We start from the raw sequence: 22,193 nt of genomic DNA on the forward strand, positions 1-22,193 counted from the left end.
GCAAGGATCACAGCATGAAGATCGGCATCCTGACCAGCGGCGGCGACTGCCCCGGCTTGAACGCGGTGATCCGCGGCGTCGTCCTGAAGGGGACGACGGCCTACGATCTCGAGTTCGTCGGGATCCGCGACGGCTGGCGGGGTGTGGTCGACGGGGACTTCTTCCCGCTGACGCGGCACGAGGTCAAGGGCCTGTCGAAGGTCGGCGGAACCATCCTGGGCACCAGTCGCACCAACCCGTATGAGGGCACCCGCGGCGGTGCCGAGAACATCTCCAAGACCCTGTACGGCCACCGCATCGACGGGATCATCGCGATCGGCGGCGAGGGGACCCTGGCCGCGGCCAACCGGCTGTCGGGCGACGGCATCAACGTGCTCGGCGTGCCCAAGACGATCGACAACGACCTGCGGGCCACCGACTATTCGTTCGGGTTCGACACCGCCGTCAACATCGCCACCGATGCGATGGATCGGCTGCGCACCACCGGCGACTCGCACCAGCGCTGCATGGTCGCCGAGGTGATGGGTCGACACGTGGGCTGGATCGCCCTGCACGCCGGCATGGCGGCCGGCGCCCACGCGATCTGCATCCCCGAGGTGCCGATGTCGATCGACGAGATCTGCGACCTGGTCACGAAGGCGCACGATCGCGGCCGCGCGCCGCTGGTCGTGGTGTCGGAGGGGTTCACCCTCACCGGCATGGAGGAGGCCTACAGCGACAAGGGCATGGATGCCTTCAACCGGCCGCGGCTCGGCGGCATCAGCGAGGTGCTCGCGCCCGAGATCGAACGGCGCACCGGCATCGAGACGCGCTCCACCGTGCTCGGCCACATCCAGCGCGGCGGCTCGCCGTCAGGCTTCGACCGGGTGCTCGCGACCCGGCTCGGACTGCACGCGGCGGATGCCATCATGGACGGCGCCTGGGGTCAGATGGTCGCGATGCGCGGCACCGACATCGTCCGGGTGCCGTTCGCCGACGCCCTCGGCGAACTGAACACCGTCCCCCGCTACCGCTACGACGAGGCCGCAGCCCTCTTCGGCTGATAGCCCCTCCGGGGCTGCGCCCGTCCCGTCCGCGCCGTCCCGTCCGCGCCGGCCCGGCCGCGCCCGTCCCGTCCGCGCTGCGCCCCCGCCCCGCTTGCGCCCCGCCGCGCCCGTCCCGTCCGCGCTCGCGCCCCGCCCCGCTTGCGCCCCGCCGCGCCCGTCCCGGACGCGCCGGCCCGGGCGCGGTCGACACGCCCCCGATCTTCGCGAAACCGGGGGATCCTCGTCAGACCGATGACGTGCGACGGGGTCTCGCGGAGAATCCCCGGTCTCGGCGCGGATCGCGCCCGGTTTCGCGGAGGATCCCCGGTCTCGGCGGCAGCGCCGCACGGGGATCCGGCGGCGCGGGGACCCGCCGGCTCCTCCCCAGACGCGCGTGGGAGCCGTGATCGCGCGAGCTGTCCACAGTTCCGCCCACGGGCCGGAACCGGCCCGGTGCCGGCATCCATGCTGGACAGATGGATGTCGCAACGGAAACCGCACTCCTGCTGACCCGCGAACGGCCCGCCGAGGTGGAGCGGCTCGACCGGGACGGGTCGCTGCACCGCGTGCGCCCCGGCGCCTACGTGCGCAGGTCCGAATGGGGCCCGCTGGCACCGTGGGAGCGGTATGCCGTGCGTATCGAGGCGGTCGCCCGCACGTGGTCGGCGCCGGTGTTCTGTCTGGAATCGGCCTGCGCCCCGCACGGCCTGCCGCTGTTCGGCGAGCCTCGCGACATCCACCTGCTCAGCCCGGACGGCCGGTCCTGGCGCGAGGGCGACGTCGTGGTGCACGGAACACGGGATGAGCGCAGCACGGTCACGGTCGACGGCTTGACGGTGACCTCCCTGCAGGACACCGCGGTCGATCTGTGCCGCGTGCTTCCCCCGGCGTTTGCGCTCGCCGTGGCCGACCGGGTGCTGCGACTGCTCGCCCCGAACGACGAGACGCTCGCGGTGGGCGAGCACGGGCGACGGCAGTCGAATCGACGCGGGCTGCGCTCAACTCGACTGGGTGCAGGACCGTGCGACGGCCCTGGCCGAGTCGGCCGGCGAGTCGCTCAGCCGTGCGGTCACCGAATGGCTCGGGTACGAGGAGCCCGAGCTGCAGGTCGGGTTCGCCTACGAAGGCGCGCGGGATCGGGTCGACTTCTACTGGCGGCGCCTGCGCCGGATCGGCGAATCCGACGGCTACGGCAAGTACGACGCGAACGACGCCGCCGCCATGAAGGCGCACTTCGTCGTTGAGAAGACGCGCGAGGATCGGTTGCGCCGCCACGAAGGCGGATTCATCCGCTGGGAGTGGGGGATGCCATCCGGTGGCGGTCGCTGGATCAGAAGCTCGCACTGGGCGGCCTGGAGCGGATCCGCCCGCGGCAGCTCGCGATGCTCGCCACGCTCGCAGCCAACCCTCGGTCGCTGCCGGTGAAGCAGGCCGACACCGCGGCATCCGCCGCATCCCGGCGTCGAGGCAAGGGATCCTCCGCGAGACCCAGCGAAATGCGCCGAGTCTCACGGTGATTCCCTTGTCTCGGCGATTCGCGCCGGCCCGGCCCGGCCCGGGCCGGGGCGCCGAGCCGGTCGCGTGCCGGGCGGGGGCGCCGGCCCGGGCCGGGGCATCGCCCCGGGCTACTGCTCGGCGAGGCCGAGCACGTCCAGCAGCCAGGCCAGCTCGTAGGCGCGCTCGCGCCACGCGTTGTAGCGGCCGCTGACCCCGCCGTGTCCGGCCACCATCTCGCACTTCAGCATCGCGTCGGCGCCCACCTCGCGCAGACGCGCCACCCACTTGGCCGGCTCCACGTACAGCACGCGCGTGTCGTTGAGCGAGGTCACCGCGAGGATCCGCGGGTAGGCGGCATCCTCCCGCACATTCTCGTAGGGCGAGTACGACTTCATGTACGCGTACACCGCCGGGCTGTGCAGCGGGTCGCCCCACTCGTCCCACTCGATCACGGTCAGCGGCAGCGAGGGGTCCAGGATCGTGGTCAGGGCATCCACGAACGGCACGTCGGCGAGGATCCCGGCGAACAGCTCGGGTCCGATGTTGGCGACCGCGCCCATCAGCAGCCCGCCGGCCGAGCCGCCCTCGGCGACCAGGCGGGACGGGGTGGTGTAGCCGCCGGCGATGAGATGCCGGGCGCAGTCCAGGAAGTCGGTGAAGGTGTTGCGCTTGCGCATCAGCTTGCCGTCCTCGTACCACTTCCGGCCCATCTCGCCGCCGCCGCGCACGTGCGCGACGGCGAACACGACGCCGCGGTCGAGCTCGGACAGCCGGGCGACCGAGAAGCCCGGGTCGATCGAGTGCTCGTACGACCCGTACCCGTAGAGGTGGACGGGGCGCGGCGACGAGCCGGGCTCGCCGAACGAGCGCTTCCACACCAGCGAGATCGGCAGCCGGGTGCCGTCGTGCGCCGTCGCCCAGACCCGGGCCTGACCGTAGTCGTCCGGGTCGTAGCCGCCGAGCACCGGCTTGCCGCTTGCGCAGCATCTCGCCGGTGGCCACCACCCGGTCGTACACGGTGCCCGGGGTCACGAACGACCCGTAGCCGATCCGGATCACCGGAGGCGCCCATTCCGGGTTCCCCCGAGACCGGCCGAGTACAGCGGTTCGTCGAAGGTCAGCTCGCGGATGCCGGCGGTCGCGTAATCGAGCAGGCCCAAGCGTGCGAGCCCCTCGCGCCGATACCCCAGCACCGCCCAATCGCGGAACGTCGACATGCCGAGCAGGCGTCGACCCGGCTCGTGCGCGACGACGACCTGGCGGACTCCCTGGGGGTCGGATGCCGCCACCCGCACGAGCTCGAAGTCCAGCGCATCGCGGTTGTGCAGGATGTAGAGCACGTCCTGTCCGTCCACGATCGCGTGATCGCACTCGTATTCCACGCCCTCGGACCGCGGCCAGACGACCTGCGGCGCGGCACGCAGGTCCGCGGCATCCACCAGCCACTCCTCGCTGGTCACCGAGGATCCGAGCCCGATCACGAGGTACTTCTCGCTGCGGGTGAACCCGGCGCCGACCCAGAACTTCTCGTCCGGCTCGTGGAACAGCGCGGCGTCGTCGGCCACCGGGGTCCCGAGCTCGTGCAGCCACACCGTGTCGGGACGCCAGGCCTCGTCCACGGTGGTGTACACGACGAACCCGCCGTCGGGGAGAACGTCGCCCCGGCGAACGTGCCCTCGATCGTGTCGGGCAGGTCCTCGCCGGTGCGCAAATCCCGCACCCGCAGCGTGTAGCGCTCGTCGCCGGCCACGTCCACGCCGTACAGCATCAGCGTGCCGTCGTCCGACACCTCGAAGCTGCCCAGAGAGAAGAACTCGTGCCCGTCCGCCTCGACGTTCGCGTCCAGCAGCACCTGCTCGCCGGGGACCGTGACCTCGGGGGAGAGCTCCGGCGGCGTCCAGTCGTCCGGCGACGCGAGCGGCGCACGGCACTGGATGCCGTACTGCTGCCCCTCCACGGTCCGGCCGTAATACCACCAGTCGCCGCGCCGGGTGGGCACCGACAGGTCGGTCTCCTGCGTGCGGCCCTTGATCTCGTCGAAGATCCGCTCGCGCAGCGGCGCGAGGTGCGCGGTGCGCGCCTCGGTGTAGGCGTTCTCCGCCTCCAGATGGGCGGACACCCGCGGATCGTCCTTCGCGCGCAGCCATTCGTATGCGTCGACGACCTCGTCGCCGTGGTGCACGCGGAGGGTCGGCTGGCGGTCGGCGATGGGGGCGGGGCGGGATGCCGCGGCCGGGGTGCTCTGATCGGTCACGGTGTTCCACGCTAGTCGCCGTGCCTGAGTGCGCGGGGTTCACGGAACCGAGCCGACCGTGAGAGGATTTCCCTGCCCCGGGAAGCCGGGGACGCGTCTTGCGTGAACTCTTCGTTCGCACCGGCCGATCCCGTCGGCAGTTGTCCCGCCTCCCCTCACTCCCGGAAAGCGCACGGTGGAAACCGCAGGCTCTCATTGTCGTGCTGGTCATCGCACTGGCGCTGTTCTTCGACTTCACCAACGGGTTCCATGACACGGCCAATGCGATGGCCACGCCCATCGCCACGGGCGCGCTCAAACCCAAGGTCGCCGTCGGGCTGGCAGCCTGTCTGAACCTGGTGGGGGCGTTCCTGTCCACCGAGGTGTCGCAGACCATCTCGCACGGCATCATCCGCGAAGACCAGATCACCGATCCGGTCACGTTCCTGCCGCTGATCTTCGCGGGACTCATCGGCGCCGTCGCGTGGAACATGCTCACCTGGCTGCTGGGGCTTCCCTCCAGCTCTTCGCACGCGCTGTTCGGCGGCCTCATCGGCGCGACGCTCGTGGGCGTCGGCGTGTCCGGCGTGAACTTCGGCGAGGTGCTGGGCAAGATCATCCTCCCGGCCGTGATCTCTCCGCTGACCGCCGGTGTGATCGCGTTCCTGGTCACGCGGATGGCCTATGCGCTCACCCGGCGCTACGACACCAAGCCCGATGGCCGCAGCGGCTTCCGCTGGGGGCAGATCTTCACCTCCTCGCTGGTGGCGCTGGCCCACGGCACGAACGACGCCCAGAAGACCATGGGCATCATCACGCTGACGCTCATCATGGCGGGCTGGCAGAGCCAGGATCAGGCCGAGCCTCATCTCTGGGTGATCCTCGCGTGCGCGCTCACGATCGCCCTGGGCACCTACCTCGGTGGCTGGCGCATCATCCGCACGCTGGGCAAGGGGCTGACCGACGTCAAGCCCGCGCAGGGCTTCTCGGCGGAGACGTCGACGGCCGCCACGATCCTGGCCTCCAGTGCCCTGGGCTTCGCGCTGTCGACCACGCAGGTCGCATCGGGATCGGTGATCGGCTCGGGACTCGGACGCCGCGGATCCAGCGTGCGCTGGGGCACGGCGGGCCGGATCGCGATCGGCTGGCTGCTCACCCTCCCCGCCGCCGGGGCGGTCGGCGCCTTCGCCGCGCTGATCGTCGGCTGGCTGGGCAGCTGGGGCATCCTCCTGGATGCCGTCCTGGCGGTCGTCATCATCGTCGCCCTCTTCCTCCGGTCGCGCCGCAACACGGTGACCGCCGCCAACGCCATGAGCGACGTGGCCGAGTCCGGCCGGGCCGTGAAGGTCAAGCGCAACCCGCCGCCCACCCGCCGCCAGCGTGCGATCATCCGCGAGGAGGAGCGTCGCAAGGCCGAGGAGCGCGCTCGGCGCAAGGCCGAGGAGCGCGAGCTCGAACGCCGACGCGCCGAAGAGGAGTCCCGGGCGCGCGCAGAGAAGAAGGCCAAGGCCAAGGCCGACGCCAAGAAGTCGGCGGCCGAGAAGAAGCACGCCGACGCGAAGAAGAAGTCGGATGCGCACAAGACCGCGGACGGCAAGAAGAAGTCCGGCGCGAAGAAGAAGCCCGATGAGCACAAGGGCAAGGGCGAGGGCGGCAAGAAGGCTTCGGCCGGGAAGGGCGCGAAATGACCATCGAGATCGACTGGATCGCGTTCGTCAAGGTCTTCGCCGTGGCCCTGGTCGCCGCCGTGCTGGTCGTCGGCCTGTACTCGATCGGACTGCGGCTGCTGGTGCGGGCGGGGCGGGTGCCGGTGGTGGCGCCGGCGGAGTTCACCGATGCGATCACCGTGATCAGCGCCAAGCAGGCGGCCAAGGCCGAGAAGGCGGCCGCCAAGGCCGCGAGGAAGAGCCCGCTGAGTGAAGGGCAGAAGCGCGTCGCGCAGCTGGGCGCCTACGCGTCGTTCGGCCTGTGCGCGGTGGCGGTCCTCTGCGGCATCCTCCTCATCGTCGTGCATTGATCCGGGCGACCGGACTCCAGTCGCCCGGTCCGTGACGGTGCCCGCACCTAGAGTGGGGGCATGGCCGATGCATCCGTCTCGTTCGGCGCGCACGCGCCCGCACAGCGCCTGATCGTGCACGTCAGCGACACCCACTTCGTCGCCGCCAACCGTCGACTGGGCGGCCGGTACGACACGTCGGCGAACCTCGACCGGACCCTCGCCGCCATCGAACGCCTGGCCGTGCGCCCCGATGCGCTGGTGTTCTCCGGCGACCTCGCCGACCTCGGCGAACCCGAGGCCTACACGCGGCTGCGGGCGACGGTCGAGCCGTTCGCCGACCGGCTCGGCGCGCAAGCTGGTCTGGGTGGCCGGCAATCACGACGAGCGGCCCGAGCTGCACCGCGACCTGCTGGACCACGAGCCGACCGAAGAGCCGGTGATCGGGTCGTGGGACCTGGACGGACTGCGCCTGATCGCCCTGGACACCTCCGTCCCCGGCTGGCACCACGGCGACCTGGACGACGCGCAGCTGGCGTGGCTCGCCGACCAGCTGGCGTCCCCGGCGCCGCTGGGCACGATCCTGACCATGCACCACCCGCCGCTGCCCAGCCACCTGCCGCTGTTCGACATCCTCGAGCTGCGGCACCAGGACCGCCTGGCCGCCACCATCGCCGGCACCGATGTCCGCGGCATCCTCGCCGGGCACCTGCACTATTCCACGCACGGCATGTTCGCCGGGGTCGAGGTGAGCGTGGCGGCGGCCACCTGCTACACGATGGATCTGGCCCGTCCGGCGACACGGGTGAACGGAATGGATGCCGGGCAGTCGTTCCACCTGGTGCACGTGTACGACGACACGATCACCCACTCGGTCGTTCCGGTGGTCGAGGCCGAGACGGCGGACTACTTCGACGACGCGTGGCACGAGCGGATGTCGGACCTCGGCCCGCAGGAGCGGCTCGAGGCGTTCTCCCGCAAGCCGCCACGCACACCGCGGGGCTGACGCCGCGGCCAGTCCGGCCGGTCTGCCTGTACGCGGCGTACAGCGGACGCTCCGCCGCCGACGGGTAGGCTCGAGACATCCCGATTCCGCCGCGACCCACAAGGAAGCAACCATGGCTTTGGACGCAACGATGCGCACCCGCACCGAGACCGATTCGCTCGGCTCGCTGGAGATTCCGGCAGACGCCTATCGGGGCGTCCACACCGAACGCGCGCTGGAGAACTTCCCGATCGCCAAGCGGCCGATCTCGGTCTACAGCGAGCTGGTCCGCGGCCTGGCGATGGTCAAGCAGGCCTCGGCACGGGCCAACGCCGAGATCGGCGTGCTGCCCGCCGAGAAGGCCGACCTCATCGACCGCGCCGCGCAAGCTGGTGATCGACGGCAAGTACCACGACCAGTTCGTGGTGGGCGTCATCCAGGGCGGCGCCGGCACGTCGACGAACATGAACGCGAACGAGGTCATCACCAACATCGCGCTCGAACTGGCCGGCCGTGAGAAGGGCGATTACGCGTTCCTCGGCCCGATCGACGACACCAACCGCAGCCAGTCCACCAACGACGTCTACCCGACCGCGATCAAGGTCGGACTGTCGCTGATGCTGCGCTCCCTGCTCGACGAGCTCGACCTGCTGCGCACGTCGTTCCTGGCCAAGGCCGTCGAGTTCCACGACATCCTCAAGGTGGGTCGCACGCAGCTGCAGGATGCCGTGCCGATGACGCTCGGCCAGGAGTTCCACGGATTCGCGACCACTCTGGACGAAGACCGCAAGCGCCTCGCCGAGAACGCGAGCCTGCTCACCGAGATCAACATGGGCGCCACCGCCATCGGCACCGGAATCACGACGCACCCCGGCTATGCGCCGGCGGTGCTGCGTCACCTGCGCGAGATCTCCGGCATCGACCTGTCCACGGCGACCGACCTGGTGGAGGCCACCAGCGACACCGGCTCGTTCATGTCGTTCTCGTCCTCGCTCAAGCGCAACGCGATGAAGCTGTCGAAGATCTGCAACGACCTGCGGCTGCTCTCCTCCGGCCCGCAGGCCGGCTTCGGCGAGATCAACCTGCCGGCCGTGCAGGCCGGCTCCAGCATCATGCCCGGCAAGGTCAACCCGGTCATCCCGGAGGTCGTCAACCAGGTGGCGTTCTCCGTCGCCGGCGCCGACCTGACGGTCACCATGGCGGCCGAGGGCGGCCAGCTCGAGCTGAACGCGTTCGAGCCGGTGATCGCGCACTCGATCTTCCAGTCCATCACGTGGATGCGCCAGGCGATGTGGACGCTGCGCGTCAACTGCGTGGACGGGATCACCGCGAACCGCGAGCGGCTCGGTGCGATGGTCGGCTCCTCGGTGGGGGTGGTGACCGCGCTGACGCCGTTCATCGGCTACGCCGCGTCGGCCGCGCTCGCCAAGACGGCGCTGCTGACCGGGCACAACATCGCGGATCTCGTGGTGGAGGCGGGACTGATGAGCCGCGACGAGGTCACCAAGGCTCTCGCCCGCCCGGCTGTCCGGACTCGAGACGGTCACGGCGGCGGTCCCGATCATGCAGGCGGCCGAGAACGTGGTAGCCGACCCCGGAGCCTGAGGCGCGGATCGTCCGCACGGGTGGGATGCTGCGCCCACGACACGATGCGGTGGGGGCTGTGGAGTGGCGGCCATCACCGCTAGCGTGGAGTCATCCAACCGCTCACCGGAGGTGTCCGCATGACCAACGTCCCCGACTCCGAGAACCCGCAGCCGCCGACGAACCCGGCCCAGCCTCCGGCTGCCCGGACGAGCCCGCGGCCGCTCCCGCGCCGCCGGCCGCCGAGCCGCCCGCCGCGACGCAGCCGCCCGCGCCCGCCTACGGACAGCAGCCGCCGGCCGCGCCGCCGTACGGACAGCCGGCTGCTCCGGGCTACGCCCAGGCCCCGGCCTACGGGCAGGCGCCGGCGTACGGGCAGGCCCCGGCCTACCCGCCCGCGCCGCCGGCGTACGGTCAGCCGGCACCGGCCCAGGCCCCCGGCCGGGTGCTCGGGATCGTGGCCTTCATCTGCTCGCTCGCCGGCCTGGTGACCGGCATCACGGCGCTGGTCGGCCTGGTCCTCGGCATCATCGCGATGGTGCAGAGCAAGAAGGCGGGTCAGAAGAACGGCTTCGCCCTGGCCGCCATCATCATCGGCGCGATCCTGGTCGTGCTCTCGATCATCGGCCTGATCATCGCCATCGCGTTCTTCGCGTCGCTGGCCGCCGCCACCCAGGCATGCCTGGTCGATCCGACCACGGTCACCAACGTGTTCGGCATCCCGTTCGACTGCTCGGGCATCAACCGGTACTGATCGCGGCATCGAGGGCGGCGCGGGCCCCGGCCCCGCCGCCTTCGTCGTGTCAGTCCAGGATCCGGCAGTGCGTGGTCAGCTCGCCGATCCGGTCGACGGCGACGGTGACCGTCGAGCGGTCGCGCAGGAAGATCTGCGGCTCCCGCGAGTAGCCCGCCCCTCCCGGCGAACCGGTCGAGATCAGCGTCCCCGGCAAGCGTCGACGAGGTCGACAGGTGGGCCACCAGCGTCGCGACCGGGCGGATCATCTGCCCGGTGGTGGCGTCCTGCACGGTGTGCCCGTCCACGACGGTCCAGATGTGCAGGTCCTGCGGGTCGGGGATCTCATCGGCGGTGACGGCGAACGGCCCGGTCGGGGTGAAGCCGTCGAACGACTTGCACCGCGACCACTGCGCCTCGGAGAACTGGATGTCGCGAGCGGTGATGTCGTTGACCACCGTGTAGCCCCATACATGGTCGAGCGCATCGTCGGCTGCGACATCCTTCGCCGGCTTTCCGATGATCACGCCCAGTTCGGCCTCATAGTCGACCGATTCGCTGACCGAACGGCGCCAGGCCGTCGTGTGCTCGTGCCCGGTGAGCGAGTTCGGCCACAGGGTGAACACCGTCGGCGCGGTGTCGGCCTTCAGCCCGAGTTCGCTCGAGTGCGCCGCGTAGTTCAGCCCGACGGCCAGGACGACCGGCGGTGCGAGTACGGCCGAGGCGAAGGCGAACGAGTCCAGCGGATGCCCCGGGCCGGCCTCCGCCGCCGCGGCCCGGACCTGATCCAGCAGGGCGTCGCCGCCGTCGATGAGCTGCTCGAGCGTCACGGGTCCGCCGGGGAGGATGTCGCGCACGCGGTGCGCCCGGTCGTCCTGCACCACGGCCAATGTCGGATCGGGGTTCTCGGCACTGGTCACATGGGCGAAACGCATCCCTCCAGATTACCGCTGTGGGATCTGCCGCCCGCCCGGACGGCCTCTATGCTGATCGGCATGTCCTTCCCCTCGCCGCTCGCGCACGGGAACTCCCACCCGCCGGCGCCGGGTGGAGCGCCGGCTTGCGCCGCCGCTGCCCGCGCTGCCGACGGCGCCGGGCCGGGGACGCCGGGCGGCGGTGTGGATCGTGGCTGTGCTGGTCGTGGCGGCATTCGCCCTGGTGGCGTACTTCCTCGAGGCGCTGGGCCCGGCCGCCGCGATCATCGGCATGATCGTGGCGCTCGTGCCGCTGGGCGCCGTGCTGTTCGCGGTGCGCCTGATCGATCGGTGGGAGCCCGAGCCGCGGAGCCTGGTCGTCCTGGCCGTCGCGTGGGGGGCGATCGCGGCGGTCGGCATCGCCCTCGGCGTCGATCTGCTGCTCACCGTGCTGTTCGGCGTCGACGGCTCGGCCCCGCGCGAGGCCACGCGCGAGGCGCTGCAGGCGGTGGTCCAGGCGCCGATCGTGGAGGAGTTCGCCAAGGGCCTGGGGGTGTTCCTGATCTATCTGATCGCACGCCGCGCCTTCGACGGGCCGGTCGACGGCATCGTGTACGGCGCCCTGGTCGCGGCCGGCTTCGCCTTCACCGAGAACATCCAGTACTTCGCGGTGAGCCTGATCGAGGGCGGCACCGGCCAGCTGACCACGACGTTCTTCCTGCGCGGCATCCTCTCGCCGTTCGCGCACGTGATGTTCACCAGCGTGACCGGCTTCGCCCTCGGCCTGGCGGCCCGCCGCGGGGCGAGCGCCGCCGCCGCGGTCGCCCCCTGGATCGTGGGGATGTGCGGCGCGGCCCTGCTGCACGGACTGTGGAACGCGTCCGCCCAGTTCTTCGACTTCTTCGCGCTGTACGCGATGCTGCAGCTGCCGCTGTTCGTGCTGTTCGTGCTCGGCGTCATCATGCTGCGCCGGGAGGAGCGGCGCCTGACCCGTCAGCGACTCGGCGAGTACGCCGGTGCCGGGTGGTTCACCCCGCAGGAGGTCGAGATGCTCGCCACGCCCCGCGGGCGACGGGAGGCCCTGGCGTGGGCGCAGACACTGCGCGGCGACCGCACCCGGGTGATGAAGGGGTTCATTGCGGATGCCACGGCCCTGGCCGCCGTCCGGCAGCGCATCGTCACCGGGCGGGACCCCCGGGCGGCCGCCGACCAGCAGACACTCCTGGCGCGCACCATCGGCGCCCGCCACGCCCTGTTCGCCCCGTGAGGGCCGGCCGACTGGACCCCGGCGGGGCCCTCAGCAACCCCGCGCGCAAAGACTCAGCGCCCGGTGCCGCGGCGATGCCTGCGTGTCTACCGAGCGCTGAGTTGACCTGATATCAGGGTGACACGGGCCCGATGCTTCGTCAAGGCCTCGCCGCCGCGTTGACCGCATCGGCACCGTCGGGTTGGATGGAGGCATGACTGAGAACCGCACCAAGCCCGAGATCGACGCGCCCGAGGGCCCCGCCCCGTCCGAACTGGTCATCCGCGACCTCATCGTGGGCGACGGAGACGAGGCCAAGGCCGGCGACAACGTGACGGTCCACTATGCCGGCGTCGAGTACGAGTCGGGCGAGGAGTTCGACTCGTCGTGGACCCGCGGTGAGACGATCCAGTTCCCGCTGCGCGGTCTGATCCAGGGCTGGCAGGAGGGCATTCCGGGCATGAAGGTGGGCGGACGCCGTGAGCTCACCATCCCGCCGCACCTGGCCTACGGTCCGGCCGGCGGACACTTCCTCGGCGGCAAGACCCTCATCTTCGTGATCGACCTGGTCGCCGTCGGCTGAGCCGTCGCACAGATCCGTCGCACAGATCCGTCGCACAGAGCGGATGCCTCTCCCGGGGCATCCGCTCTCTTTGCATGCACGGGAATAGACCTGTGGGTGCTCCGGTTATCCCCTCCATACCGCGCCGCTCCGGGCGCCCGACAGCAGAAGGAACGATATGACGGACACGACCATCACCCCCGAGATCGCAGGTTACAAGCCCGGCACGTGGGTGCTCGACCCCTCCCACAGTGAAGTGCAGTTCAGCGTGCGCCACATGATGATCTCGAAGGTGCGCGGCACCTTCGGCGTCAAGAGCGCGACCCTGACGGCCCCGGCCAACCCGCTCGAGGCCACGGTCGAGGCGTCGGTGGACGTCACCTCGCTGGACACGAAGGACGAGGGCCGTGACGGTCACCTGCGTTCGGCCGACTTCTTCGATGTGGAGAACCACCCGACGATGGAGTTCCGCTCCACCGGCGTGCGGCTGGAGGGCGAGAAGTTCCTCATCGACGGCGACCTGACCATCCGCGGGATCACCAAGCCGGCGACGTTCGACTTCGACTTCGGCGGCTTCGGCACCGACCCCTACGGCAACTACAAGGCCGGTGCGACCGCCAAGACGGTCATCAACCGCGAGGACTTCGGCCTCACCTGGAACGCTTGCGCTGGAGACCGGCGGCGTGCTCGTCGGCAAGGACGTGACGATCGAGCTCGACCTGCAGGGCGCGCTGCAGCAGGACTGACCGGAATGACCCGAAGAGGGACGGATGCCGCGGCATCCGTCCCTCTCGTCGTCCGCGGACGCGTCAGGGCTCGGGGTGCAGGGCGTCGTACGCGCGGAACCGGGGGTTCAGCCGCACCAGGAGCGCGACCAGCCCGATGATGATCAGGCCGCCCAGCAGCGGCGGGAACCAGAGCGCGGTGACGGTCGCGAGCGCTCCGGCGTAGAGCGCGCCCACCCGCGGCCCGCCCGCGACCACCACGATGAAGATGCCCTGCAGGCGTCCCCGGATCGCATCCGGCACCGCGGACTGCATCATGGTGGAGCGGTAGATGGCGCTCACATTGTCGGCGGCGCCCGAGACCGCGAGCACGACCGCGGCCGTCGCGATGAGCGCGACATTCGCCGAATCGGGCCCCACCTGGGCCGGGGCGAACCAGTGCAGCGCGGCGGCGACCAGGACCAGTCCGAATGCCAGGATCGCCGCCCCGTACACGATCACCGCGCGCTCGATGCCCAGCCCGTGCCGGCGCACCCGCCCGATCGGGCCGGAGAACAGACTCGACAGGAACGCGCCGGCAGCCACCGCGGCGGTGAGCACGCCGGTGGTGATGGCGCCTCCGCCCAGCAACACCGCCCCGATCGCGGGGAAGAGGGTCAGCGGCTGGCCGAACGTCATCGCCGTGATGTCGATGAGGTACTGCAGACGGATGTTGGACGCGCGCTTCAGGAAACGCCACCCGTCCTTGAGCGATTCCAGCCCCGGCCGCACGATCGTGCCCTCGGGGCGGATCGAGGGCAGCGTCCACAGCCCGAGGAACAGCGACGTCATCATGACCACGTCGATCGTGTACGTCCAGCCGTACCCCGAGACGGCCACCAGCACGCCCGCCAGCGCCGGGCCGGCCATGATCATCAGGCCGGTCGAGATGCCCTGCAGGGCGGATGCCGCCGGCAAGCGTGATCGGGATGAGCCGCGGGATGATCGCCGAGCGGGCGGCCATCACGATTGAGTTGGCGGCGGAGTTGACGATGCTCAGGGCGTACAGCCACCACACGGTCTCCCACCCGCCCCAGGTGAGCACGGCCAGCAGCAGCGTCGAGGCGAATGTCACCGTGGCCGCCAGCAGCGCGACCACCCGACGATCGAACGCATCCGCCAGCATCCCGCCATAGAGCCCGGCCAGGATCATCGGCACCAGGCCGGCGACCGCGATCATCGACACCGCGAACGTGTCGTGCGTGATCGCGTACATCTGCAGCATGATCGCGACGATCGTGAGCTGTCCGCCGAGCCCGGACAGGGTCGATCCGACCCACAGCCGCGCGAATGCGGGCGAGGTGGTCAGGGGTCGCAGGTCGATGAAGTGCTCGCGCGACAGCCGGGCCATCACCGGGCCGATCCCGCCCGCTCCGCGTCCTGCACGAAACGAGGCTACCGGTCGCCGACGCGGGCGAGTGCCACCGCGGGCCCGGAGAGGGCGGCGGCGGATGCTGTAGACTGATGCGGTTGCCGTGAGAATCGGCCGCGGAGAAAGAGAGCTCGCGCATCAGGCGTCGGGCACCGCGCAACGAGAAGGAAGGGGATCACTTTATGGCACTGGAATCAGACGTCAAGAAGGCGATCATCGAAGAGTACGCGACGCACCCCGGTGACACCGGATCCCCGAGGTGCAGGTTGCGATGCTGACGCAGCGCATCAAGGACCTCACCGAGCACCTGAAAGAGCACAAGCACGACCATCACTCGCGTCGTGGGCTCTTCCTGCTCGTCGGTCAGCGCCGCCGTCTGCTCGGCTACCTCCAGGACATCGACATCGCGCGTTACCGCACGCTGATCGAGCGTCTGGGACTTCGCCGCTAACGCGACCAGCGTTCAATCGCTCCAAACGTTCTTGGAGGGCCGCCCCTGGGCCCACGCGCCGGAGGCTCCGCGCATCGCGCAGCGATGTGTGGAGTGGCGTGGGGAGGGGGCGGCCCTCGTCATTCTCCGGTGATCAGGTCGGCGTGCCAGCGGGCCGCGACGTCGGGATGGGCCCGCAGCCGCGACTTCAGCGCGTTCTCGCCGTACAGCGCGTGAATCGGATTTGCCGGGTCCTGCGTCACGCCCGTGGCGTCGGCGGCGAACTCGGCCGGCAGCGCGATCAGCGGCAGCGCCCGATCCAGCTGCGGGTTGAAGAAGAACGGCACCGAGATCCGGTCGTCGGGCCAGGTGGGGGAGATCACCCGGTGGTCGGTGGCCTTCAGATAGCCCTGCGTGGCGTACTCTAGCTGCTCGCCGATGTTCACCACGAACGCCCCCGGCACGGGCGGGGCATCCACCCACCGTCCGTCGCGTCGCACCTGCAGCCCGCCCTTCCCGGGCTCCACCCACAGCAGCGTCAGCACGCCCGAGTCCTTGTGCGCGCCCACCCCCTGCGCCGGGTCCTCCCTGCCGGGGTACCGGACGATCTTGGTCAGGGTCGACGGCTCGCCGAAGTGCGCGTCGAAGTACGACTCGTCCGCGCCGAGGGCCCGCGCCCAGGCCCGCAGCAGTCGCCGCGAAACCCCGCGCAGGCGGTCCTCCCACTCGGTGACGACCTCGCGCAGCTCCGGCAGGGCCGCCGGCCACAGATTCGGCCCGGTCAGCCGCGCGTACCCGGGCGCCCCGTCCCAGTCGACGGCCTCGCGCTCGGGACCGATGTCGATCTGCTCACGCCAGTCCACCTCGCCCCGCGTGCGCTCGCCGCCGACGCGGGTGTAGCCGCGGAAGTGCGGGCTGTGCACGTTCTCGATGGCCAGCTTGTCGGCCTCCGGCAGCGCGAAGAACGCTCGTGCCGTGCCTGGCAGCCGCGCCTCGAGACCGGGGGAGACGCCGGTGCCGGTCAGATAGAAGAAGCCCACGTCGTGGGTGGCGACGCGCAAGCTGGTCGCGGAACCGTGCCGCGGCGTCGGGCCCGTGATCCAGCAGCGACAGGTCGAGGACCGGCAGACTCGTCTCGCTCATGGCTCGACGGTAGGCGGATGTCGCCGCCACGGCGTGGATGTTGCCCGGTGTGAACCGGGATGACGGGATATGACGTCGCCGACGCCGGGGGTTCGGCTTGAGCGAGTGCGCGGTCGAGGAGTAAGGTCGTACTTACTGAGGTTCGCCTTACCTGACTTCCGGGTTCGCACGGGTGCGGGGCGTCGATTCGACGCGAAGGCCGCCGTCGCCCCCTTCGATCGAGATCGGACCCGTCGTGCTCGCAACCTTCCTCATCGGCCTGCGCGAGGGACTGGAAGCGGCCCTCGTCGTCGGCATTCTGGCCGCCTACCTGGCCCGGATCGGACGCCGGGACGTGCTGCCCCGGCTGTGGATCGGCGTGGGGCTGGCGATCGTGCTCGCGCTCGGCGTGGGCGCGGTGCTCACGTTCGGCGAATACGCCCTCACGTTCCAGGGGCAGGAGATCCTCGGCGGCACCCTGTCGCTGGTGGCGGTGGCCATGGTCACCTGGATGATCTTCTGGATGCAGAAGACGTCGCGCCACATGAAGAAAGCGCTCGAGGGCAGCCTCGATCGGGCGCTGGCGTCGGGGACGCTGTGGGCGCTGGTGCTCGTCGGCTTCGTCTCGGTGGCCCGCGAGGGCATCGAGTCGGCGCTGCTGCTGTGGTCGATGACGCAGTCGTTCGGCACGTCGCCGATGGTGCTGCTGGGCGCACTCGCCGGATTCCTGATCGCAGCGGCGGTCGGCTGGCTGCTGGCCCGGGGATGCTGCGGCTGAACCTGCGCGTGTTCTTCGCGTGGACCGGCGGCTTCCTGGTCGTCGTCGCGGCCGGCGTGCTCGCGTACGCCCTGCACGATCTGCAGGAGGCCGGCGTGCTGCCCGGACCGTTCTCGGCGCTCGCACCGGTCACCGCGACCGGCGCCGTCGCCGTCGGCTGGTCCGGATTCCCCTTCGGCTGGGCGTTCGACATGTCCGGCGTGATCGCGCCCGGCGGCGCCCTCGCCACTGTGCTGCAGGCCGTCATCGGATTCATGCCGCAGATGAGCTGGCTGCAGGTGATCGCCTGGGTCGCCTACATCGCCGTGGTCGGCACGTTCTTCCTCCGCGGCATCCGATCGCCCCGGCGCACCGTCACTCCGGCGCCCGCGGCGGATGCGGCATCCCCGTCCGCCCCGGTGGCAGATGCCGCCGCGCCGGCCTTCGCCCCCGCACGCCCCCATCAAGGAGCACAATGACCGCGCATCGCGCCCTCGCCCTGTCCGCCGCCCTCAGCGTCGCCGCCCTCGCTCTGACCGGCTGCGTGGCCAAGAGCGACGTGGCCACCGACGACGCGCTGACGGTGACCTCGACCGACAGCGACTGCACGGTCTCGACCGCATCGGCCGCCAGCGGCACGCTCGCCTTCGACGTGACGAACGCCGGCACCGCCGTGACCGAGTTCTACCTGCTCGCGCACGACGGACTGCGGATCGTCGGCGAGGTCGAGAACATCGCCCCGGGCGCCCGGCGCACCCTGACCGTCGTCGCCCAGCCCGGCGACTACTTCACCGTCTGCAAGCCGGGAATGGTCGGTGAGGGGGTCGGCCGCGCCGCGTTCACGGTCAGCGGCGACGCGGTCACGGCCACCGGATCGGATGCGGCGCAGAAGACGCACGCCGTGGACCTGTACGTCGCCTTCGTCAAGGATCAGACCGGGCAGCTTGCCGGCCGTCAAGACGTTCGCGGCCGCGTACGAGGCGGGAGACGACGCGGCGGCCCGCGAGCAGTTCCCGCGGGTGCGCGCGTACTACGAGCGGATCGAGCCGATCGCCGAGTCCCTGGGCGACCTCGACCCGAAGATCGACTACCGCGAGGTCGACGCGAAGGCGGAGGGTCTGGAATGGACCGGCTTCCACCGCATCGAGAAGGATCTCTGGGTGCCGGCCAAGGACGCGCGCAATGCCGACGGCGCCACCCCGGCATGGCAGGACTGGGCGCCCTCCACCGCAGCCGAGCGCAAGACGATCGGCGGCCAGCTCGTGACCGACGTCCAGTCGCTGTACGACTACGTGCACGGCGACGAGTTCGCCGGCACCCTCGAGCAGCAGGGCGTCGCGGCGCTCTCGAACGGCGCGATCGGCCTGCTCGACGAGGTCGCCAAGGGCAAGATCACCGGGGAAGAGGACTGGTGGAGCGGCACCGACCTCTGGGACTTCGCCGCGAACGTCGAGGGATCGAAGATGGCGTTCTCGCTCGTGCGCGACCTGGCCGAGAGCAAGGGCGAGAGCGGCGCGTCGCTGGTGGCGCGCATCGACAAGGGCTACGCCGCCCTGCAGGCAGAAGCTGGCCACCTACGGCAGCGCCGAGAAGGGCTACGTCGCGTACGAGAAGCTCACAGACCAGGACCGCAGCGACCTGACCAACCTGATCAACACGCTCGCCGAGCCGCTCTCGCAGCTCACCGCGACGGTCCTGTCGTGACCGCAGAGCCCGCCGACACCCCGGGGCCGGACGAGGCTCCCGTGACCGGGCTGAGCCGGCGCGGGTTGCTCGGCCTGTTCGGCGCGGGCGCCGGCGGGCTGCTGGTCGGGGGACTGGGCGGTGCCGCGATCGGCGCGAGCGTCGCCTCCTCCGCCGGCCACCCGGCCGGCGGCACGCATCCGTTCCACGGCGCGCACCAGGCCGGCATCTCGACCCCCGTCCAGGAGCATCTGCACTTCGCCGCGTTCGACGTGCCCGCCGACGCCACCCGCGTCGATCTCATCTCGCTGCTGAAGGACTGGTCCTACGCCGCATCGCGCCTGACCCAGGGGCTCGACGTCAGTGCCACCGGTGCCGTGCACGGCTCGCCGCAGGCCCCGCCGGATGACACCGGCGAGGCGCTGGGCCTGTCGGCGGCGAACCTGACCATCACGATCGGGTTCGGGCCGGGGCTGTTCCGCACGCACGGCGTCGACCGCTTCGGCCTCGCCGGACGGCGGCCGGCACCCCTGGAGGACCTGCCTCCGTTCGTCGGCGATCAGCTGGACGCCCGGCTGTGCGGGGAGATCTGTGCATCCAGGCCTGCGCCGACGACCCGCAGGTGGCATTCCACGCCGTGCGCAACCTCAGCCGCATCGCCTTCGGCCGGGCGCGCATCCGCTGGTCGCAGCTGGGGTTCGGCCGCACCTCGAAGACCACCGCCGATCAGTCGACGCCGCGCAACCTGTTCGGCTTCAAGGACGGCACCGCCAACATCCTCGCGGACGATCCGAAGGCGCTCGACGAGCATGTCTGGGTCTCGTCCGCCGACGGGCCGGCGTGGCTGGCCGGCGGCTCCTACCTGGCGGTGCGCAACATCCAGCAGCGGATCGAGACCTGGGACCGCGTGCGCCTGGTCGAACAGGAGCAGATCATCGGCCGCGACAAGGGCGAGGGCGCCCCGCTGTCCGGCGGCACCGAGTTCACGCCCCTCGACTTCCACAAGAAGGATGCGGCGGGTCGGCCCGCCATCGACCCCAAGGCGCACGCACGCCTCGCGCATCCGGATCTGAACGACGGGGTGCGCCTCCTGCGCCGCGGCTACAACTTCGTCAACGGCAACGACGCGACCGGCGATCTCGCGGCCGGCCTGTTCTTCCTCTCCTATCAGAAGGCGCCCGAGCGCTTCATCCGGGTGCAAGCGATCGGTGGCCAAGGACCTGATGGCCGAGTACCTGGTCACCGTGGGCGCCGCGCTGTTCGCGGTGCCGCCGGGAGCCGACTCGGGCTCGTACGTCGGCGCCGGTCTGTTCGCCTGATCCGCGACGGCCTCCAGCGGGAATACCCTGGGCGTGTCCGCGTTGCATAGAATACATTCACATGCATAGAAACGGATGCCCGCCCGCATCCGGGAAGCGAGAACCGATCGTGAGCGAGACCAGCACCTGGCCGGGGATGCAGTTCGGCATCTTCACGGTGAGCGACATCACCCAGGACCCCACCACGGGGCAGACTCCGAGCGAGGCCGAGCGCATCCAGGCGACCCTGACGATCGCCAAGCACGCCGAAGAGGTGGGGCTGGAGGTCTTCGCCATCGGCGAGCACCACAACCCGCCGTTCTGGTCATCCTCGCCCACCACGACGCTGGCCTACATCGCCGCGCAGACGAAGAACCTCATCCTGTCGACCGCGACCACCCTGATCACCACCAACGATCCGGTGAAGATCGCCGAGGACTTCGCCGTGCTGCAGCACGTCTCCGGCGGCCGCGCCGATCTGATGCTCGGCCGCGGCAACACCGGTCCGGTCTACCCCTGGTTCGGCAAGGACATCCGCCAGGGGCTGGAACTGGCGATCGAGAACTACGCGCTGCGACAAGCTGTGGCGCGAGGATGTCGTGGACTGGTCGGGCAAGTTCCGCACGCCGCTGCAGGGGTTCACCGCCACCCCGCGCCCGTTGGACGGCGTCGCGCCGTTCGTCTGGCACGGCTCCATCCGCACTCCCGAGATCGCCGAGCAGGCCGCCTACTACGGCGACGGCTTCTTCGCGAACAACATCTTCTGGCCGGCCGAGCACTACCAGCGCCTGATCGAGCTGTACCGCCAGCGGTGGGAGCACTACGGGCACGGGGCGCCCTCCACGGCCATCGTGGGGCTGGGCGGCCAGGCGTTCATGCGCAAGAACTCGCAGGACGCGGTGAACGAGTTCCGCCCCTACTTCGACAACGCCCCGGTCTACGGGCACGGCCCGTCGATGGAGGACTTCACGAAGATGACCCCGTTGACGGTCGGCTCGCCGCAGCAGGTCATCGACCGCTACGCGGGCATGCGCGACCTGTTCGGCGACTATCAGCGCCAGCTGTTCCTCGTGGACCACTCCGGCCTGCCGCTGAAGACGGTGCTCGAGCAGCTCGACCTGCTCGGCGGCGAAGTCGTGCCCGCGCTGCGTCGGGAGCTCGCGCAGAACCGTCCGGCCGAGGTGCCGGATGCCCCCACCCACGCGTCTCTCGTGCAGGCGGCCTACGGCGACGGCCCGGTGCGCCAGCCGCGCCCGAACGCCAACCGCGGCGACAACGTCACCGGCGGCTCGCCGTATCAGGACAGCCCGGTTCCGGCCGGCGCCGCGTTCGGCCTGGGCGGTGCCCGATGAGCGCGCGTCGCATCGCCGTGGTCTCGGCGGGGCTGTCCACCCCGTCGTCCACGCGCATGCTGGCCGACCGGCTGGCCGCCGCCACGGTGCAGCGCTGAGCACGCGCGAGGTCGAGGCATCCGTGGACACCTTCGAGCTGCGGGACTACGCGCACGCGATCACCGACAACATGCTCACCGGATTCGCCTCGGCGGAGCTGGAGTCGATGATCAACACGGTCGTCTCGGCCGATGCGCTGATCGTGGTCACGCCGATCTTCACGACCAGCTATTCGGGCCTGTTCAAGTCGTTCGTCGACGTGATCGACAAGGACGCGCTGTCCGGGAGGCCCGTGCTCATCGGCGCGACCGCCGGCACCCCGCGCCATTCCCTGGCGATCGACTACGCCATCCGACCGCTGTTCGCCTACCTGCACGCCGCCCCGGTCTCGACCGGGGTGTTCGCGGCCTCCGCCGACTGGGGCGGGACCGGCGATCAGGTCGCGCCGCTGCACGATCGGATCGAGAGGGGTGCGGTCGAACTGGCCGACGCGGTCGCCGGACGAGCGCCGGCCCGGGCGTCGGATCCGTTCGATCCGGAGACCTACCTGGGCGGGGGAAACTCGTTCGCGAAGCTGCTCGGCGGGATCCCCGAGGAGTAG

General features: G+C 70.7%; 8 protein-coding genes and 13 pseudogenes. 16 read left to right on the top strand and 5 right to left on the bottom strand.

Going from position 1 to position 22,193, the window contains the following annotated elements; all coding sequences use genetic code 11:
* Positions 1 to 14 precede the first annotated feature (14 nt).
* Complete coding sequence (locus L2X98_RS16535) at positions 15 to 1,043, top strand: ATP-dependent 6-phosphofructokinase (RefSeq protein WP_259611626.1); 1,029 nt, start codon at positions 15 to 17, stop codon at positions 1,041 to 1,043.
* A gap of 993 nt (positions 1,044 to 2,036) precedes the next feature.
* Complete coding sequence (locus tag L2X98_RS16540; protein ID WP_259611627.1) at positions 2,037 to 2,450, top strand: hypothetical protein; 414 nt, start codon at positions 2,037 to 2,039, stop codon at positions 2,448 to 2,450.
* Positions 2,451 to 2,650: 200 nt separating this feature from the next.
* On the opposite strand, the pseudogene L2X98_RS16545 reads toward L2X98_RS16540, so the two are convergent.
* Positions 2,651 to 4,776: pseudogene (locus L2X98_RS16545) on the bottom strand (S9 family peptidase).
* A 194-nt stretch (positions 4,777 to 4,970) separates the two neighbouring features.
* On the opposite strand from L2X98_RS16545, the gene L2X98_RS16550 reads away from it, so the two are divergent.
* The 5 genes and pseudogenes from L2X98_RS16550 (at position 4,971) to L2X98_RS21795 (ending at position 10,074) form a co-directional block, all read left to right on the top strand.
* Positions 4,971 to 6,443, top strand: a complete 1,473-nt coding sequence (locus L2X98_RS16550; RefSeq protein WP_259613367.1) for an inorganic phosphate transporter — start codon at positions 4,971 to 4,973, stop codon at positions 6,441 to 6,443.
* Positions 6,440 to 6,772: a peptidase gene (locus L2X98_RS16555; RefSeq protein ID WP_259611628.1), complete on the top strand. Its 333-nt coding sequence runs from the start codon at positions 6,440 to 6,442 to the stop codon at positions 6,770 to 6,772. Before L2X98_RS16550 ends, L2X98_RS16555 begins: the two co-directional genes overlap by 4 nt.
* Positions 6,773 to 6,832: 60 nt before the next feature.
* A pseudogene (locus L2X98_RS16560) lies at positions 6,833 to 7,757 on the top strand (metallophosphoesterase).
* A 112-nt stretch (positions 7,758 to 7,869) separates the two neighbouring features.
* Positions 7,870 to 9,341, top strand: a pseudogene (locus tag L2X98_RS16565) (aspartate ammonia-lyase).
* A gap of 25 nt (positions 9,342 to 9,366) precedes the next feature.
* Positions 9,367 to 10,074 (top strand): DUF4190 domain-containing protein, encoded by a 708-nt coding sequence (locus L2X98_RS21795; protein ID WP_354002834.1) that lies wholly within the window; start codon positions 9,367 to 9,369, stop codon positions 10,072 to 10,074.
* A 49-nt stretch (positions 10,075 to 10,123) separates the two neighbouring features.
* Here L2X98_RS21795 and L2X98_RS16575 read toward each other — a convergent pair.
* Positions 10,124 to 10,988, bottom strand: a pseudogene (locus tag L2X98_RS16575) (fumarylacetoacetate hydrolase family protein).
* A gap of 190 nt (positions 10,989 to 11,178) precedes the next feature.
* On the opposite strand from L2X98_RS16575, the gene L2X98_RS16580 reads away from it, so the two are divergent.
* From L2X98_RS16580 to L2X98_RS16590, 3 genes and pseudogenes are all read left to right on the top strand, one after another.
* Entirely contained in the window at positions 11,179 to 12,234 is a 1,056-nt protein-coding gene (locus tag L2X98_RS16580) for a PrsW family intramembrane metalloprotease (protein ID WP_290427308.1), read from the top strand.
* 193 nt (positions 12,235 to 12,427) lie between these two features.
* Entirely contained in the window at positions 12,428 to 12,796 is a 369-nt protein-coding gene (locus L2X98_RS16585; RefSeq protein ID WP_259611630.1) for an FKBP-type peptidyl-prolyl cis-trans isomerase, read from the top strand.
* A 157-nt stretch (positions 12,797 to 12,953) separates the two neighbouring features.
* Positions 12,954 to 13,521 (top strand): annotated as a pseudogene (locus tag L2X98_RS16590) (YceI family protein).
* Positions 13,522 to 13,584: 63 nt separating this feature from the next.
* Here the strand turns inward: L2X98_RS16590 and L2X98_RS16595 are convergent.
* Positions 13,585 to 14,890 (bottom strand): annotated as a pseudogene (locus L2X98_RS16595) (MFS transporter).
* A gap of 203 nt (positions 14,891 to 15,093) precedes the next feature.
* Here L2X98_RS16595 and rpsO point away from each other — a divergent pair.
* Positions 15,094 to 15,362, top strand: a pseudogene (gene rpsO / locus L2X98_RS16600) (30S ribosomal protein S15).
* Between the two features lie 119 nt (positions 15,363 to 15,481).
* On the opposite strand, the pseudogene L2X98_RS16605 reads toward rpsO, so the two are convergent.
* Positions 15,482 to 16,484, bottom strand: a pseudogene (locus tag L2X98_RS16605) (isopenicillin N synthase family dioxygenase).
* 235 nt (positions 16,485 to 16,719) lie between these two features.
* Between L2X98_RS16605 and efeU the strand changes: the two are divergent.
* From efeU to efeB, 3 pseudogenes are all read left to right on the top strand, one after another.
* Positions 16,720 to 17,699: pseudogene (gene efeU / locus L2X98_RS16610) on the top strand (iron uptake transporter permease EfeU).
* A pseudogene (gene efeO / locus L2X98_RS16615) lies at positions 17,696 to 18,924 on the top strand (iron uptake system protein EfeO). The pseudogenes efeU and efeO overlap by 4 nt, the downstream one beginning before the upstream one ends.
* Positions 18,921 to 20,222 (top strand): annotated as a pseudogene (gene efeB / locus L2X98_RS16620) (iron uptake transporter deferrochelatase/peroxidase subunit). The pseudogenes efeO and efeB overlap by 4 nt, the downstream one beginning before the upstream one ends.
* A gap of 57 nt (positions 20,223 to 20,279) precedes the next feature.
* Here efeB and L2X98_RS16625 read toward each other — a convergent pair.
* Positions 20,280 to 20,438 carry a hypothetical protein gene (locus L2X98_RS16625; RefSeq protein WP_259613423.1) on the bottom strand — a complete coding sequence of 53 codons (159 nt, stop codon included), beginning with the start codon at positions 20,436 to 20,438 and terminating at the stop codon, positions 20,280 to 20,282.
* Between L2X98_RS16625 and L2X98_RS16630 the strand changes: the two are divergent.
* Positions 20,380 to 21,553, top strand: a pseudogene (locus L2X98_RS16630) (LLM class flavin-dependent oxidoreductase). The gene L2X98_RS16625 and the pseudogene L2X98_RS16630 overlap by 59 nt on opposite strands.
* A pseudogene (locus tag L2X98_RS16635) lies at positions 21,550 to 22,193 on the top strand (CE1759 family FMN reductase). The pseudogenes L2X98_RS16630 and L2X98_RS16635 overlap by 4 nt, the downstream one beginning before the upstream one ends.

It is taken from the genome of Microbacterium elymi (assembly GCF_021582895.2).
Lineage (GTDB): Bacteria > Actinomycetota > Actinomycetes > Actinomycetales > Microbacteriaceae > Microbacterium > Microbacterium humicola.

Excerpts from the sequence above, each read along its gene's own strand:
- L2X98_RS16535 (WP_259611626.1), top strand. The coding sequence starts at position 15 with ATGAAGATCGGCATCCTGACCAGCGGCGGCGACTGCCCCGGCTTGAAC.
- L2X98_RS16555 (WP_259611628.1), top strand. The coding sequence starts at position 6,440 with ATGACCATCGAGATCGACTGGATCGCGTTCGTCAAGGTCTTCGCCGTG.
- L2X98_RS21795 (WP_354002834.1), top strand. The coding sequence starts at position 9,367 with ATGCTGCGCCCACGACACGATGCGGTGGGGGCTGTGGAGTGGCGGCCA.
- L2X98_RS16585 (WP_259611630.1), top strand. The coding sequence starts at position 12,428 with ATGACTGAGAACCGCACCAAGCCCGAGATCGACGCGCCCGAGGGCCCC.
- L2X98_RS16625 (WP_259613423.1), bottom strand. The coding sequence starts at position 20,438 with ATGCGCTCGGCCTCGCTCGGAGTCTGCCCCGTGGTGGGGTCCTGGGTG.